The following is a 16017-nucleotide window of genomic DNA, read 5'->3' on the forward strand; positions in this document are numbered from 1 at the left end:
ACCTCCCTCATTGTGGGTTTGTCGCATCCGGGTTTGGAAGCGTTTGCGGAATATATGCGGCGACTCTGTACGCACCCTGTCGCGATCCTGAAAAACCTTTCAGGCAGAAAGCTCGCGACCTGACCGCATTTTTATCGAGTCTTCATGTTTGCGACAGGTTGCATCGTTAGCGTGTCGCGCGCGTCCACTATCAAACGCCGGGGTACAGACATGATGAAACACAAAACGCGGCCCTCGATGCGACTATCGGTTATCGCAGTCCTCGCGACGATCGCGATCCTGTCGTCTCCAGTTCATGCGCAGGTCACGATCCCGGTGAAGATCTACGCGCAGGAGCTCGTGGATCGTACCCTCGTTGGGCATCCAGACCTGCGCACCATCGAAATCTACGCCGCACCACCGAAAACGGGTACCAGCCTCGTCCTCGCCTCGAACATCGGCCGGATCGGCACGCCCGCCAGCGGCGAGGCCGTCGATGTCGCTGCCAACGGCAAGACGCGCATCGTCGAAACCGCGAGCCGGCGGATTGAAATCGAACTGCCGCTGCACGATCTCGCCGGACTGACCGTGGGCGCGGTAGCGCTGACCTGGGCGAGCTCGGGCACGGGCGGCCGCGCCGAACTCGAGAAAAAATCGGTACAGATCCGCGATGACCTCTCGCGGCACATCCTCAACACGGCCAACCTGCTCGATCCGTATCCCTACGTGGCGACAGCCACGACGCGTTCGCGCGCGCAGGCCCTGATCGATGAAACGTTCCGCCGCCATCCCGAAGTGACCGTACTGGCGCTGCGCCTGAAGGTGCCGCCGAAGAACGACCTCGTGGTGGTCGGCTCGACCTTCGGCCGCCACGGCAAGCCGGCGGATGGCGACGACATGAAAGTGCTCGATGCGCCGGCGCCAATCCCGGGCCTGTATTCGAACGACAGGCGCTTCGGTGTCGATCTGCCGGTAAAGGACGCCAAGGGCGCCGCGATCGGCACGATGAACGTCGGCTATGCCTACAGCGGCAGCGAAGACAGGAAGGCGCTCGAAGCGAAAGCGGTGGCGCTGCGCGACGAAGTGCAGACACGGCTTGCCGCGATCAAGAACCCGGAGGAAATCGACCCGTGACCCGCGCATCGATCCGACTGTTGACCCCGCTGCTGGCTGCGGCCACCGCGGCTCTGCCTCTTCCTGCGACAAGTCACGCGGCCGAACGAATCATCGTGTCCAGCATCGGCGCAAGCGAGATGGGCCCGCTCATGGACGCGTGGATGCAGGCGCTGCATCGAACGCATCCGGACGTCGTGCGTGGCGCGAAATGGCAGCACCGCGGCAACGACGCCGCGATCGGCGCGCTGATGTTCGAGCAGGCCGATGTCGCGCCGATCACGCGATCGTTCGAAAAGGAGGAAATCGCGCCGTACGTGCATCAATTCGCCGGCGACATGATGAAGGCGCCGGTGAGCGTGCGCGTCGCCCTGCACGACGGCAAACCAGTGTTTCTCGCGTTCAACAAGCGGCCGGATACGCCGCCCGTGCCGGCGGTGTCCGAATTCGTGCGCTTCGCGCTGAGCGCGGAAGGCCAGAAGATCGCCGCGCGAACGGCCGGATTCCAGCCGCTGCCGCCGGACGACATCGCGCAGGAACTGTCGAAGATCGCCGGCTACGTCGCCCGGCTCGATCCGGCGCTGCCGGTCTATGCAGCGAGCGCACAGGTCCGCGGCGACATCCGCAGCGTTGGCAGCGACGGCATGAAATCGCTGATGCAGCGCTGGATGCGCGACTTCCGCGCCTTGCAGCCGGGCGTACGCAAGGGCGATCCGTGGGAGCACCTCGGCACGCTCAACGGCTTCGGCGCACTGATGGTCGGCATGACCGATCTCGCACCGATGGGCCGCGAACTCTGGCCCGACGAAGCGGCTTCGTTCGCCGGTCTGCATGGCGGCGAAAAGCTGTTCGAGATCCGCGTCGCGCGCGGTGGCTTCAACACGCCGCAGCGCACGACCGCGCAGGCGATCTTCGTCAACGACAAGAATCCGCTCAAGCAGGTCACGCTGGCGCAACTCAAGGCGGTGTTCGGCAAGAATCCGTCGATCACGCGTTGGGGCCAGCTCGGCCTCGGCGGCGAATGGGCGGACCGGCCGATCGTGCTCGACGCACCCCCGCTCGTTGCACCGAACGCGATGTCGATGCAGTTCATGGTATTGCAGGGCGGTGAATGGGCCCACAACGTGCATCAGGGTTCGATCGATGCCACGGCGAAAGCGATCGCGGCGGACACCGGCGCGATCGGCTTCGGCGGCCTCGAGGAAGGAGGCGCCGGCCTGCGCGCCGTGCCGGTCGCGCGTGACGCCGTGGGGCCAGCAATCGAAATCAATGCCGATACGGCATCGAGCGGGCGCTATCCGCTGACGCGCTACATGTACATCCGCATGCGCCGCGCGCACGGCCAGCCGCTGCCTGCGCCGATCAAGGAATTCCTGCGCTACGTGCTGAGCCGACAGGGCCAGGAACCGATTCCGTATTCCGGCTATTTCCCGCTCAATGCCAACGAGGTGAAGGAGGAACTCGCCAAGCTGGATTGAATCACGAGACGGGATCGGGAAACGTTGTGTCTTTCCCGATCCGGAACGACGCGCCGATCAATTCCCGAGCGGTACCTCGAAGATCGCCTTGAGAGTCCACGCGTCGCTGGCCGCGTTGAGCCCGCGACCGATGCCGAAATTGAAAGGCACCGCCATGCCGCCTGCGTCAAACGCGAGGAACAATTGCTGGCTTTGCTTGTGCGCCGGCTCGAAATTGCCGAACTCGCCCAACTCATCGTAGTACTCGATACCGATCGCGTTGCCGCCGCCGATGCTGCGCGCGATCTTGATGCCAGGGGCGAAATTCGGCCTGGAACTGCCGTAGCGCGGGCGGAACGACTTGCCCACCACCGGATTGAACGAGACCAGCCAGTCCTTGTTGCGATAGCCCAGGATCGGCCGCAGCTCCACTTTCGGACGGCCCTGTTCGAGACGTTCGTTCACCATGCCGACCTCGAGGTTGAGACCGGCGAACATTCCCGAACCCCCTTCCGCAGGCTTGAACGCCATCCACTTGGCGCGGAAACGCGGGCCGGCAAAATAGGTGGTGCCGGACGAGTCGCGCAGGAATGGCAGATACAGCCCGGCCTCGAGCGAATCGGTCACTCCGTAGGACCACTCCATCGTGGTGCGCACGCCGTGGTTCGGCGGAATCTCGCCTGGCCAATCCGGTTCCGAACGACCGTCAAGTGTGGTGTTGAGATGCAGCTCCAGACCGAGCTGGCCCTTCTTGTTGATGCCGTCGTCGTAGATCTGGATCTCGTCGGTCAAGTCGGCGTGGGCGGCTGCGCCCGCGACAGCCAGCGCGAGCGCGCACATGCCGCGTGCAACCACTGGAGGACCCTTGCGAAACGGCATCCGCATCTGCCCGGCTCCGGTTGTCACTCACAAATCCAGCACGAGAATCGGGCTCTTCGCGCGCGAGCAGCATGGCGTGAAGCGGTCGTTGCGCGCGCGCTCCGCGGCGCTGAGCACGCGGTCGCGGTGATCGGGCACGCCGTCGAGCACGCCGGTCAGGCAGGTGCCGCAGACGCCCTGCTCGCACGAGCGCGGCAACACGACGCCGTTGGCCGCGAGCACCTCGAGCACGCTCTTGGCCTTGCCTACGGTATAGCTCTTGCCCGAGCTGGCAAGCTTGACCACGAACCCGGTGTCGTTCGCCGAGCGCACCAGGTCGGCGGAGAAGTATTCGCGATGCAGATGTTCCTCGCGCCAGCCGGCACGCCGCGCGGCGAGCAGCGCCGCATCCATGAAACGCACGGGACCGCAAACGTACAAGTGCGTCCGCGCGCCGGGCCGCGCGAGCACCTCATCGAGATTGGCACGCTGTGCAGGCACGCCTTCGCTGAAATGGAATTGCGCGCGATCGGCAAACGCCGATTGTTCGACACGCTCGACGAATGCCGCATGCGCGCGCGATCGCGCCCAGTAGTGAAGATGGAAGTCGGCGCCGACATTGGCCAGACGCTCGGCCATGCACAGGATCGGGGTGATGCCGATGCCCGCCGCGAGCAGCAGCGACTGTTCGGCGGCGTGCACGAGCGGAAAATGGTTGCGCGGCTCACCGATGCGGATCAGGTCGCCTTCGCCGACTTCGTCGTGCAGCGCGCGCGAGCCACCGCGCGAATCGTTGGTGCGCAACACGCCGATCAGATAGCGATGCGTCTCGCGTGGATCGTTGCACAGCGAATACTGGCGCACGAGGCCGTCGCGCACCTGCACGTCGATGTGCGCACCGGCCGAGAACGCCGGCAACGCCGCGCCGTCGGGATCGGCCAGCTCGAACGTGAAGATGTTCGTCGCCTCGGCCGTCTTGCGTACCACGCGCACGCAGCGCGGCAGGCGCGACGGATCACGTTCCGCACGGCGCAGCCAGCTGCGTATGCCGGTGTACCCAAGCCACGGCACGCCAATCGCGCCGAGCAACAGCAGCAACTGGCCGATCCAGCCACCGACGTAACCCATGTGCGCCGACAGTGTCCAGAAATACAGTTTGTGGCCGAGGCTGGTCTGCGCGTACGGCGTGTAACTCAGCGTGTCGCCACGGAAGGCATCCATCGCCATCAGCGTGCGCGCGTTCGGATGCGGTGCGTCCTTGTCGATCGAATAGATCTCGATCGCATCATCCGCGTGCTGCGGATAGTGGATCAGCACTTCCTTGAACGGCGGCACCGTTGCCTGCACTTTCTGCCAGATCGCCTCCATCGGCAGGCGCGGCGTGCCGGGCGCGACCGCACTCGACGCCGGCAACTGCCGCGGCGGGGTCGAGCCCATCAGCCAGTAGACGCTTTTGCGATACCAGTCGAACGACTGCGGCAAGCCGGTCAACACGCTGAACAGCACGATTGCGGCCACGTAAGGCCCGATCAGCCTGTGCAGGGAAATATCCTTCGCCGCGCCATCCGGCCGCGGCGTGTGCCACGCCAGCGCACGCCGCACGCCGCGCCACGATCCCGGCCACCACAGCAGCAGACCGCCGATCACCAGTACGAGGCCGAGCAGCAATGCGCTCGTGCCGACGATGAGATTGCCGTGGCGCATGAAACGAAAACGATGCAATTGCTCGACGAAGCCGAACGGCCCGCCCCAGCGATGGCGCAACCCGAGCACCACGCCGGTGCAGGGGTTGAGATAGACGAACATTTCGTCGGTAAAACGGAATGCCGTCGCCGGAATGCGCGCGGCGCCGTCCTCGCCCGCGCGAACGCGCACATAGTCGAGCCTGCCCCGCGGATATGCCTTCATGCCATTCGCAGCCAGCGTATCGATCGACACGTGGCTGGCGCAGGCCGGCACGGTATACAGTTCCGGCGCCTGCGGAACTTCCAACTGCTTGCGGAAAACGAGAACGATGCCGGTCAGCGCCATCCACATGACGACCAGGCCGGCGCTGAGGCCGACCCAGCGATGGACGGGACGCAATACGCGGCGCAAGGCAATCATCGCAATGCCGCCGTCAGTGTTGCGTCTTGAGCGCCTTGTCCACGAAGGCGTTGGTGTAGGTCTGCTTCACGTCGACCGTCTTGTACTTTGGATTGGCTTCGGCGAGCACGCGCCATTCGCCCAGCGCGCCGTCCTCGGGCATGCGGCCATCGTTGGCGAACATCGGAATCTGCTCCTTGAGCACCTTGAGGTAGTCATCGCCGTATTGCTTGCGCACGTCGGCCGGAATCTTTTCCATGATCTGCTCCGGCGTATGCGTGTTGATGAACTTGAGCGTGCGCACGAAGGCATTGGCGAGGTGCTGCGCAATCTCCGGCTTTTCCTTGACCTTCGCGCTGGTCATGAAGATCGTGTTCGACGGGAACGGCACGCCGAGCGCCTTGCGCGTGCCTTCGAGCGTGGTCAGGTCGGCGAACAGCGAGGCGCCCTGCTTCTCGTAGAAAAAACCGTCCGGTGTCGGCGCCACGACGAGATCGGCCTTGCCCTCCCGCAACAGCTGCGCATTCGCTTCCTTGCCTTCGGTGCCGGTACGCGCGTACTCGTCTAGCCTGTGGCCGCCGGCAAGCACGAGATAGTTGGCGATCGTGGTCTTCGCCGACCCGGCGCCACCGGAGATGATGCGTGCACCCTTCAGATCGACAGGCGTCTTGTACTTGTCGCGCGACTGATCGGCGACCAGCACACGCATGCCGGGCGTCACCCCGAGCGTGACCACGGCCTCGATGTCCTTGCCTGCCGCGCGCTGCACGACGTTGTGGTGGTAATACGCCATGACCGCATCGACGCGGCCGTCCATGAGCATATCCATGTACGGCTCTTCGTTGCGGATGTTCATCACGGTGACGTCCACGCCCTCGTCGTGGAAATAGCCGAGCTGTTCGGCGATCAACACCGGGAACGAGCGGATCTGGCGCACCTCGTCGACGAGCAGGACGATGCGCTCGCGCGGTGCCGCAGCCGCGGAAGACACCGCCGCGACGCACAGCAAACAGGACAGGAATACCTTCAGGCTCTTCACGCGTCGCCTCCTCGAATTGCGCGGCGAATCTTGGAACACGAACCTGAAAGAAGCATTAAAACCACGCGGCCGGCAATCGCCGGAGGAGAAATGCCGCAATCGCGTCAATCGAGCCCAGCAATCGCGTGCCGCAGCGTCGTCACGATTTGGTCGATGTGCTGCTGCGCGATGACCAGCGGCGGCGACAACACGATGCCGTCGCCGGCCATGCGGATCGCCACGCCCGCATCGAGGCAGGCGCGATGGCAGGCATAGGAACGCGCGCCAGGCTTGCCGGCCACGGGCTCGAAATCGATTGCGGCCATGAGGCCGATGCAGCGGATGTCAGCGACATGCGGCAATCCCTGCAGCGAGTGCACCGCGTCGGCAAACGCCGGCGCGATCGCCGCCGCGCGCCCGAACAGGCCTTCCTGCGCGTACACGTCGAGCGTAGCCAGGCCTGCGGCGCAAGCGAGTGGATGACCGGAATACGTGTAGCCGTGCGGCAATTCGATCGTCGAGAGCGGACCCTGCATCAACGCATCGTGCACGCTGTCACGCACGAGCACGGCACCCATCGGCACGCAGCCATTGGTCAAGCCCTTTGCGCAGGTGATCATGTCGGGCACGACACCGAAGTAGTCCGAGCCGAACGCACGGCCGAGGCGGCCAAAGCCCGTGATCACTTCGTCGAAGATCAACAGGATGCCATACTCGTCGCAGATCTCGCGCAAGCGACGCAGGTAGCCGGCCGGCGGAATCAGCACGCCGGTCGAACCCGCCACCGGTTCGATGATCACTGCGGCAATCGTCGAGGCATCGTGCAACTGCACGAGGCGGACGAGGTCGTCGGCGAGATGCGCGCCCCAGATCGGCTCGCCGCGCATGAACGCGGTTTGCGCACGGTTGTAGGTGTGCGGCAGGTGATCGACGCTGGCGAGTAGATTGCCGAACGGTTTGCGATGGCCAGCATGGCCGCCGACCGAGACGCCGCCGAAGCCGACGCCATGGTAGCCGCGTTCGCGCCCGATCAGGCGCGTGCGCCCGGCCTGGCCCCTAGCGTGATGGTACGCCAGCGCGACCTTGAGCGCGGTGTCGACCGCCTCCGAGCCGGAATTGGTGAAGAACACCTGTTCGATGCCCTGCGGCGCGAGCGCGACGAGGCGTTCGGCGAGTTCGAACGCGCGCGGATGGCCGTATTGAAACGATGGCGCGTAATCGAGCTCGCCCGCCTGCTTCGCAATCGCCTGCGTGATGTGCGGATGCGCGTGGCCGGCGTTGACGCACCAAAGACCCGCCATCGCGTCGAGCACTTTCTCGCCCGACGGCGTGAAGTAATGCATGCCTTCGGCACGATCGAACAGGATCGGATCACGCTTGAAGCGGCGGTTGGACGTGAACGGCATCCAGTAGGCGCGTGTGCCTTCGGCAGCGCAGGCAGTGTCGTCGTTCGTCGAGGGAGTCATCGCAGGTTTCGCCGGCCGGGTCGGGATCGCGGTCGATATGATTGCATTTTTTTGCAGAAAATACAATTTCTGAGCCAACCGACATGGCCAATCCGATCGCCAGGCCCGTCCACGCGGGCGCGCCGCGCGGGATAGACGCGCGGATCGGTTGCCGCAGGTCGGCAGGAATGGTCAGCGAACCGGCGCCTACCCGGCGTCGCGTGCAACAGCCGATGGCGCCTGGCGGCGCCCGATCGACAGTGCGCAGGCGATCTTGAGATGACGCAGCATCAACGCTTCGGCGAAGACGTTGTCGCCCGCCTCGATCGCGGCGATGATCTGCAGCAATCGCTTGCACGACTCGATCACGTTACGGTTCGGACCGGAATAGCTCGAAAATTCCTCGAAGCGGCGCAGTTGATTCTGCTGCTGCATCGCCTGGACGATGAAGCGGTTGCCGGAGAAGCGCATCAGCATTTCGTGAAATGCCGAATTCATTTCGAAAAACGCCGAGGACGTCTGCGCGCGCGGGCTGCGCGCGAGAAAGTCCTCGTAGCGACGCCGTGCCGAAGCAAGCTCCTCGGGCACGATCTTGAATGTCGGCTCCCGCAATGCGGCGCATTCGATGACCATGCGAAAGCGATAGGCCTCGTACAGCGCCTCTTCCGAATCGAGTGCAGGCAGAAACTGCCAGCCATGCCCACGTCGACGCCGGATCAAGCCCTCGCGCGTGAGCCGCAACAGCGCATGCATCAGAACGCTTTTCGGTGCCCCGTAGCGTGCCATCAATTCGGTTTCGGACAGCGCTTTCTGCAGCTTGCCGCCGGCGCGATCGGTGATGATCGAATGATATAGATCGTCGGCGGTCGGATTCGGATTCTCGAGCGCATCCAAACGCATGCGCGGCACGCGCTTGGACACGAACACGCCGGCATTGGCCCGGGCCTCGAGGTAGCCGCGATCCTGCAACATCTTCAATGCCGCGCGCACCGGCGAGCGCGACACGCCGTAACGTTTGGCGAGGACCGCCTCGGTCAGATGCTCGCCGGGTCCGACGCCGCCACCGCGGATCATGTCCATGATCTGATTGGCGATCTCGATTTGCAGCGAACTGGGTTGAGGCGCTTGCTCGTTCCGCATCCCGCGGCATCCTTCGGCTGGTGATCAACTGGCTGTGCGCGAGTATAGCTCGCCCGCTGCCTCGCTCAGGCGGCCGCGCCTTGCAGGAAGGCACGAACGAGAGCCGGTATCTCGTCAATCGTATTGCATTATCCTCTTAATTAATACAATATCAGTTCATCTCCAGATCAATACGATACCGGCCCATCTCCAGTCGGGTTACTTTCCACGGGACATTCTCCAGCGAAACCGCCATGCGTTCTTGCCTGTATTTCCTGCTCTTGCTGTTCCTCTTCGCCGCGACGCCAGCGCGGGCGCTGGACGTGAAACCCGAGGGCACGATCGTCGTCGCGATGAACGCCGACATCCGCACCACCAACCCCGGCGTCAATCGCGACAGCAACACCGATTCGGTCATGATGCACATCGTCGAAGGGCTGGTTGCCTATCGCGAGGACGGCACGGTAGCGCCGCTGCTTGCGCAAAGCATCGACGTTTCCGAAGACGGCAGGACCTACACGTTCCACGTGCGCGACGGGGTGAAGTTCCACAACGGCGCCGCACTGACCGCGAACGACGTGGTCTGGAGCTGGCGCCGCTATCTCGATCCGAAGACGCTGTGGACCTGCCTCGCCGATTTCGATGGCAGCCGCGGCCTCAAGATCGAATCGATCGAGGCCACCGACGCACGCACGGTCGTGTTCAAGCTCAACCGCGCCGCGCCGTTGCTGCTTACGCAAATGGCCGCACTGCATTGCGGCGCAAGTGGCATCATCCACCGCGATTCGGTGAACGCCGACGGCTCGTGGAAAACGCCGATCGGCACGGGTCCGTACATGCTCGATACATGGAAGCGAGGTGAATACATCGAGCTCTCCGCATTCGCCGGCTACGCCTCTCGCGGCGGCCCGCCCGACGGCTACACCGGCGGCAAGATCGCCTACGCGGAAAAGGTCCGCTGGCTGTTCATCCGTGACGACGCCGCTCGCCGCGTCGCACTGATGAAGGGTCAGATCGACGTGCTGCCGAATGTGCAGGTATCGGAATTCGCACAGATCAAGAAGCTGCCGAACATCGTGCTCAAGAGCGCGCTTCTGCTCGGGGTCAATGCCTTGCTGATTCAGACGCGTGATCCGCTGCTGGCGGACGTGAAGTTCCGCCGCGCGCTCGCACTCGCGATCGACACGAACGCGATTGCGGAAATCGCCTCGGGCGGCACGGGCGTTGCGAGCGCATCGTTCGTTCCGGTGCCCAGTCCCTACTATTCCGCCGAGCAGAAGAAGGGCTACGAATTCAATCTCGCCAGGGCAAAGCGGTTACTGGCCGAATCGAGTTACCGGGGCCAGAGGATCAAGCTCACTACCAATCGCCGTTATCCGGACATGTACGACCAGTCGATCATGATCCAGTCGATGGCGCGCGAAGCCGGCATTCATCTCGAACTCGAAGTCACCGAGTGGGCGACCGCGCTCGAGCGCTACCAAAGCGGCAACTATCAGCTCATGTCCTTCGCTTATTCGTCTCGCTCCGATCCTTATCTCAGCTACGAGGCGATGCTCGGCGACAAGAACAAGAGTAGGCGCAAGGTCTGGGACGATCCCCACGCCATTGCCCTGCTCGAAGCCTCCGGCGCGACTGCTGACCGCGCCGAACGCCAGGTGCTGTTCGACAAGATGCACGCGCTGATGCTCGAGGACGTGCCGCTCGTCGTCCTCTACTGCCCGGCCGACGTCGTCGCGATCAAGCGCGACCTCGACGGTTTCCGGCCTTGGGGGGTCGGCCATGAGCGACTGTGGAATGTGCGCCGCGTCGATACGTCGACGGTGGCACGATGGAATTTTTCAGGTTTCTGACAGGAAGCGGTGGCACGCTCACCGCCGCGATCCGCCAAGCAATTCGATTCGGGAGGAAAGCAGAATGAAAACACGTTATCTCGCGACCTGGTGCTGCACACTCGTATTCAGCGCACTATTCGCCGGAAATCCCGCAGTCGCTTCCGACGCCAAGGACGGCACTTCTTCTCCTGCGAAGAAGGAAACGGCCGACAAGAAGGTCGGCAAAGAAGGCGATCTCGACAAGTACATCAATCGCGACTCGGACGACCTCGCTACGAAGATCGACGTGATCACGCACGCCTTGTATGAGGAAGAACAACACGTCCTCACCCTGACCTTTATCCAACAACACGGCGATCGCGTGAAACTGAAGCGCATCGCCTATGCCAGCGCCGACGGCACACTGATTCCGGCCTATGTCTTCACACCGGTCAAACCCGAGTCAGGGAAGAAATACCCGGCCATCGTCATGCTTCACGGCGGCTTCCACGAGCGCTTCGACTGGCGCTGGTTCCAACTCATCGACCTCGCCGTGGCGAAGGGCTACGTCGTGATCTTCCCCGAGTACCGCGGCAGCCGCGGCTATGGCGAGAACCACTACGCCAACAACTACGGTGTCACCGACACGGCCGACGCGCTTGGCGCGGCGCATTACTTCGCCGGACAGGACTATGTGGATGGGGCGCACATCGGCATTCTCGGCCAGAGCCGCGGCGGCATGGTGACCCTGCTCGCGATCGAAAAGGAACCGAAACTGTTCGCCGCGGCGATCGACATCGTCGGCCTGACCGACTTCGTCGCCTACATGGCCTACAAGCCCGAGTACCGCCGCCAGGAGGTGGCCAGGGAAAGCGCCTACTTCAAGGGCAAGCTGCCGAACGAGAATCTGGCCGCGTACATGGACGTGTCGCCAATCAACCACGTCGACCGGATCCAGACGCCGCTGCTCGTGCTCGCCACCAAGGGCGACAAGATCGCGCCGTACGACCTGCACACGGGCCGTCTGCTCGACGTGCTCAAGGCCAAAGGCAAGGTGTTCGAGTCGAAGACCTACGACAACGCCCCGGGCGGACACATCTTCATGGACGGCGACACGCCGGAGCAACGCGACGCGCTGCAACGCTGCTTCGATTTCCTTGGCAAGTACCTCAGGCCTTGAGTCAAACCAACTCCTGGCGCGAGCAAAGCTTGTGGCAGGAGAGTCCATCCCTTTCCGCTTTCATCTCCTCCAGAGAAGAACATGAAGTCCAAGTTGACAAAAGTGCAATTCTTCGCGGCAGCCATCCTGGTGCTTCTGGGCACGCTCACTGCCGCCCGTGCCGCCGACGCCGATCCACGCCTGGGCGGCCCACGCACGCTGCTCATCGCCTATCACACTGCTCCTGCTAACCGCGAGAAGCTGCGCAGCTACATGCTCGCGACTGGCCTCAAGGACTTCACCGCGTGGAAACGCGAGGGCGCGATCGCTGACTACCACGTCTACTTCAACCGCTACATCGATTCCGACAACTGGGACATGTTCGCCATCGTCACGCTCGCCGCGGAAAATGGCACGGCGCGCTGGGCGAAGGTCGAGACCAGCCATCCTGCGGGCCTTGGCCAGAACGCGCTCGAGCTGACCACGGCGATCCACACCACCGTATCGGACCTCATGCGCAGCAAGTCGAAGCCGGCGAAGGACGGCAAGCCGCCGGTTTATCTGATGGTCCCATACGACTATCTCGTCCCGGTGAACGACTACATCAAGTACGTCGACGCCTATGTGCTGGCGCAGACCGACGGCTGGATGCAGGAGGGTGTGCTGTCCGGCTACGGCTTCTACCTCTCGCGTTACCCGGCAGGCCGGCCATGGAGTGCGATGTTCGCTTTTGAATACGTCGATGAAGACGGCCTCGGCGCACGCGACGCGACCGTGGCAAAAGTACGTGAACGGCTGAAGAACAACGCCGATTGGAAAGCCATCGCCGACAACAAGCACAGCGTGCGCAAGGAAATGCAGCCCGTCGTAGCCGATGAATTGATCGCTCACTGACGGAGGCGAAAAGTCGTGACCCAAAGCAATCAGGACTGGATGCAACGCCGTCGCGCCGCCGTTGCCAACGGCGTCAAGCAGACCCACGAGATCTTCGCCGCGCGCGCCGACAACGCCGAACTCTGGGACATCGAGGGCCGCCGCTACATCGACTTCGCCGGCGGCATCGCGGTGCTCAATACCGGCCATTGCCACCCGCAGGTCGTCGCCGCGGTGCAGGAGCAGCTCGCGCGTTTCAGCCACACCTGCTTCCAGATCGTCGCCCACGACAACTATGTCGAGGTCGCCGAAAAGCTCAACGCCCTCGCGCCGGGCGATTTCGCGAAGAAATCCGTGCTGCTGACGACCGGCGCGGAAGCCGTCGAGAACGCGGTCAAGATCGCGCGTGCCGCGACCCGGCGCTCGGCCGTGATCACGTTCACGGGCGGCTACCATGGCCGCACGCTGATGACGTTGGCGATGACCGGCAAGGTCAATCCGTTCAAGCTCGGCTTCGGTCCGTTCCCCGGCGAGGTGTTCCACGCGCGCTTCCCGAACGTGCTGCACGGCGTGTCGATCGACGACGCGAAGGCATCGCTCGAAACGATCTTCATGAACGACGTCGAACCTTCGCGCGTCGCCGCGATCGTGATCGAGCCCGTGCAGGGCGAAGGCGGCTTCTACGTCGCGCCGTTCGAATTCCTGCGCTGGCTGCGTGGCCTGTGCGACAAGCACGGCATCCTGCTGATCGACGACGAGATCCAGACCGGTGCCGGGCGCACCGGCAAATGGTTCGCGATCGAGCATTCCGGCGTCGTACCCGACCTGATCACGACGGCAAAGTCGCTCGCGGGCGGACTTCCGCTGTCCGCCGTGGTCGGCCGCGCCGAAGTGATGGACGCGCCGCTGCCCGGTGGACTCGGTGGCACCTACGCAGGCAGCCCGCTCGCCTGCGCAGCGGCGATCGCGGTGATCCGCACGTTCGAACAGGAGAACCTGCTCGAACGTGGTCGTGTGCTTGGCGAACATCTGATGAAGCGGCTGCATGACTTGCAGCAAGCGGTTCCCGCGATCGCCGAGGTGCGCGGTCTCGGCGCAATGGTCGCGTTCGAGCTGCTCACCGCCGACGGCAAGCCCGACGCCGATCTCGCCACGAAGCTCGTCAAATATTCACTGCAGAACAGCCTGATCCTGCTGGCCTGCGGCATCTACGGCAACGCGATCCGCATCCTCGTGCCGTTGACCGCTTCGACCGAACTCGTCGACACCGGCCTCGACATCATTGCGGACGGACTGCGCGAACTTTCACCGGCGATCGGCAAAGCTGCATGAATCCCAGCGCGGTCGGCAGTCACTGCCGATCGCGTTTTTCACTACGAAACGATCAGCGCTCCACTGTGGGATGCGTCGACGGTTCCCACACGTCGCTCGTCGTCGCCACCAACTCCTTCATGTTCGACCAGGTCCGACGGCCCGGAATGCCGTCGCGCCCAAGCACCACGGCCTGCGCGTAGGCGATCATGCGTTCCTGCATGCGCTGCTGCTCCTCTTCGGGCCAAGTCTCGTACGGATGCGGACCGCGCACGACGACGAGGTCCTTCAGGCCCTTCACCCGATCGTAGGAGTCAATCGTGCCTTCCAATCCGCTGGCGTAGCACCAGAGACCGCGCGCGAAGAACGCACTCGGCCATTTCGAAGTGCCGGCGAGCGTCGCGGAACTTGGAAAGAAAACGATGCTGTGCTCGACCTCGATACCGCCGATGAACAAGCCACGATCGCGCCCGGGGCCGCGACCGTCGTCGACCGCGGTGGTTTCCGCAGGAACGTGACCCGCACCGGCCGAGAATTCGGCAACGAGAATCGCACCCTCAATTGTGCGATCCGCGACCGCAGGCTTGCAGGCAATCGTCGCCTGATCGTAACTGCAGTCCTTGTCGAAGTTCATAGTCATCGCCCACGACGTCGCCATCGTGCCACGCGAATTGCCGAGCAGCAGCACCGGCAAGCCGGCGTCCGGCGTGTCCCCGCGAAGAGCGGTCGCCGCATTGCGCCCCAGACTGATGGTGCCGTTCGGCGCGAGCGCGCGCAGGCCGATGCCCGTGCGCAAACTGGCGACGATGTTCAATAGATCGCGACCCTGCTGCAGTGTATTGGTGTCGCTGAAGCCACCAGAAATGCCGATGCCGCGCCGGTCGAACGCGAGCACGTCGAACCCCGCGCGGTGCAGGCTGTCCTGCACGCGGCGCCATGCGGCCTGGCCTTTCGCGCCCGTGGTCTTGTTCGGGAAGCTGTTGAGGATACTCGCGCCCGTCTTCGCATCGATCGAATACAACACATCGGACGGATCGTCGATTGCGGTGACGCGGTCGCCACCGCCGCCGCTCATCACGATCAGCGCACGCATCTTGCCGCCCTTGCCGTCGTCGATGCCGGCACCGCGGATGTACCAGCCGCGCAGCTTGATGTCGGCGGTCAGATTCCTGTGCAGACGCTCGTATGGTTCCGCGGGCGCGGTGAATTCGACGATATAGGTTTGCGCATCGGCACTGGCGATCGGCTCGTCGTAGGGCGCCGTGGCGAAGAACCCCGGACGGCGGATCGACTTCAAGTCGGTGTCGCCGCCCTTCTCCTCGACCTTGCCGAGCAGGAATCGGTGCCGCGGATCCCTGTCGTTGTATTCCCGATTCGGCGGATGGCGCGCCATGACCTGCTTGTAAACGCGGTCATAGCAACCCTTGTCGGCTTTGCACCGCTGCCAGCGCGCGCGCAGCTTGGCGTCGCTGAATTCGTCAACGTAGAAATCGCCGCGATAGCCCGCCGGCGGATGCGCGGCTGTACTCGTGAACGGGATGCAGGTGCGTGGCCCCGCTGAGGTAGGCAGCAGATAGCCCGGCAGCATCAGATCGCGATCGTAACCCACGCGCGCTTCACACTCGAACGGCGGCACCTGCGGATTTGCCTGCACAGGCACTTCCGTCTTCACCGCGCTCGCAGGTTTGTCCGCGGCCTCCATCTGAGGAGAGTGCAGCAGAAGGATTCCCAACAGACCGAACAAGAAATGTGCAAAACGATGTTTCATTTTGGGCATTCCGATCCG

At 63.7% G+C, this 16017-nt stretch carries 12 protein-coding genes; 6 read left to right on the top strand and 6 right to left on the bottom strand.

Annotated features, from left to right (window positions below):
• Positions 1-210 precede the first annotated feature (210 nt).
• Complete coding sequence (locus AC16HO_RS15970) at positions 211-1113, top strand: hypothetical protein (RefSeq protein WP_395642220.1); 903 nt, start codon at positions 211-213, stop codon at positions 1111-1113.
• A complete protein-coding gene (locus tag AC16HO_RS15975; protein WP_484335584.1) occupies positions 1110-2570 on the top strand; it encodes a PstS family phosphate ABC transporter substrate-binding protein in 1461 nt (486 codons plus the stop codon). The genes AC16HO_RS15970 and AC16HO_RS15975 overlap by 4 nt, the downstream gene beginning before the upstream one ends.
• A gap of 57 nt (positions 2571-2627) precedes the next feature.
• Here the strand turns inward: AC16HO_RS15975 and AC16HO_RS15980 are convergent, their stop codons facing one another.
• From AC16HO_RS15980 to AC16HO_RS16000, 5 genes are all read right to left on the bottom strand, one after another.
• Positions 2628-3434, bottom strand: a complete 807-nt coding sequence (locus tag AC16HO_RS15980; protein ID WP_395642222.1) for a hypothetical protein — start codon at positions 3432-3434, stop codon at positions 2628-2630.
• 21 nt (positions 3435-3455) lie between these two features.
• Positions 3456-5513, bottom strand: a complete 2058-nt coding sequence (locus tag AC16HO_RS15985) for a PepSY domain-containing protein (RefSeq protein WP_395642223.1) — start codon at positions 5511-5513, stop codon at positions 3456-3458.
• 13 nt (positions 5514-5526) lie between these two features.
• Entirely contained in the window at positions 5527-6531 is a 1005-nt protein-coding gene (locus AC16HO_RS15990) for an ABC transporter substrate-binding protein (RefSeq protein ID WP_395642224.1), read from the bottom strand.
• Positions 6532-6635: 104 nt separating this feature from the next.
• A complete protein-coding gene (gene aptA / locus AC16HO_RS15995; RefSeq protein WP_395642225.1) occupies positions 6636-7976 on the bottom strand; it encodes an omega-aminotransferase AptA in 1341 nt (446 codons plus the stop codon).
• Positions 7977-8162: 186 nt separating this feature from the next.
• A complete protein-coding gene (locus AC16HO_RS16000; protein WP_395642226.1) occupies positions 8163-9095 on the bottom strand; it encodes a GntR family transcriptional regulator in 933 nt (310 codons plus the stop codon).
• A gap of 233 nt (positions 9096-9328) precedes the next feature.
• Between AC16HO_RS16000 and AC16HO_RS16005 the strand changes: the two genes are divergently transcribed.
• From AC16HO_RS16005 to gabT, 4 genes are all read left to right on the top strand, one after another.
• Positions 9329-10927, top strand: a complete 1599-nt coding sequence (locus AC16HO_RS16005) for an ABC transporter substrate-binding protein (protein ID WP_395642227.1) — start codon at positions 9329-9331, stop codon at positions 10925-10927.
• Between the two features lie 64 nt (positions 10928-10991).
• Positions 10992-12068, top strand: a complete 1077-nt coding sequence (locus AC16HO_RS16010) for an alpha/beta hydrolase family protein (protein WP_395642228.1) — start codon at positions 10992-10994, stop codon at positions 12066-12068.
• 81 nt (positions 12069-12149) lie between these two features.
• On the top strand, positions 12150-12941 hold the full coding sequence (locus tag AC16HO_RS16015) for a hypothetical protein (protein WP_395642229.1): 792 nt from the start codon (positions 12150-12152) through the stop codon (positions 12939-12941).
• Between the two features lie 15 nt (positions 12942-12956).
• A complete protein-coding gene (gene gabT / locus AC16HO_RS16020) occupies positions 12957-14252 on the top strand; it encodes a 4-aminobutyrate--2-oxoglutarate transaminase (protein WP_395642230.1) in 1296 nt (431 codons plus the stop codon).
• A gap of 52 nt (positions 14253-14304) precedes the next feature.
• Here the strand turns inward: gabT and AC16HO_RS16025 are convergent, their stop codons facing one another.
• The gene (locus AC16HO_RS16025) at positions 14305-15999 is read right to left on the bottom strand and encodes an alpha/beta fold hydrolase (RefSeq protein ID WP_395642231.1); all 1695 of its coding nucleotides are present in this window, start codon (positions 15997-15999) and stop codon (positions 14305-14307) included.
• Between the last annotated feature and the right edge of the window lie 18 nt (positions 16000-16017).

This window comes from Rudaea sp. (assembly GCF_057139185.1).